This is a genomic window from Actinotalea soli (genome assembly GCF_017565425.1).
GTDB lineage: Bacteria > Actinomycetota > Actinomycetes > Actinomycetales > Cellulomonadaceae > Actinotalea > Actinotalea soli.
Genome location: NZ_JAGEMK010000017.1, coordinates 1 through 848 on the forward strand (window position 1 = coordinate 1; position 848 = coordinate 848).

The 848-nt window shown below is 52.7% G+C and carries 1 protein-coding gene; it reads right to left on the reverse strand.

Annotated elements, in window-relative coordinates; all coding sequences use genetic code 11:
- Positions 1 to 133: 133 nt before the first annotated feature.
- A partial coding sequence (locus J4G33_RS16845) for a Kunitz family serine protease inhibitor (RefSeq protein ID WP_208057164.1) occupies positions 134 to 848 on the reverse strand: 715 nt, incomplete at its 5' end.

An 848-nucleotide genomic window follows, 5' to 3' on the forward strand; every position in this document is an offset into this window, starting at 1 on the left:
ATCACGAGCTACATAGCAGGATGGGGTCTGCGCAATGTGCATGGCTAGAAAGGAAGTTTTATTTAGCACCCGCTTGGGTGTACACAGGTTGCATGCATATACCCATCCTTGACTTCACGTCGTAGTTTGACGGTTAGTAGATAGTAGGTCTCATGGCAAGTTGTTCGTGCTTGACAAACCTGACGGTGAACGAGTCCCCATTCTTGCCCAGAACAACCTGGCCGTTTAGATCGTGTGTACCTAGTTCGGTGCAGGAGGCCTGTTCTTCGTTCTGTTTGTAAGAACACACCGACAACTTGTAGTCTCCTTCTTGTTCTTTGGCCTTGGTCACCTGGAACAAACTGAATCGCAGTTTGTTGCTTTCCTGATCCTGCCCTGCGATGATGGGCGTGAAATTGACGTCATTGCTGGTCTTGCCGGTGGTCCAGATGCTGGGCAGCTTGCATGGGTGGTTCCACGTTGCAATGGAGCTGAACACATAGCGGTCACCTTCCTTCATGGTGTTTTCCTCAAAGTTGCCACTACCCGAAGCAAAGGTCACCTCCCGGCCCTCCCGGCGGTTGGTAGGTCCGACATACTTCTCGCATTGGCTTTGATCGTTGCGCAGGAGTCCTAGCACACCTTTACGGCCGTCGGCATTGGTGTATTCGATTTTGTAGTTGGGGCCCAGTCGGACCCGGTTGCCACTGGTGTCTAGCACCGCTTCGCCCTGCTGCTGGCAGAGAGCAGCTGCAGAAGCGATGAGAGTGCCAGAGAGAAACAGGACGGCGAGGACATAACTGAATGTTGCCATGGTGATTGGTGAAATAAGAGGCCGGGAGATAGTTGCTCTTGCTAGTGGCTCTGGC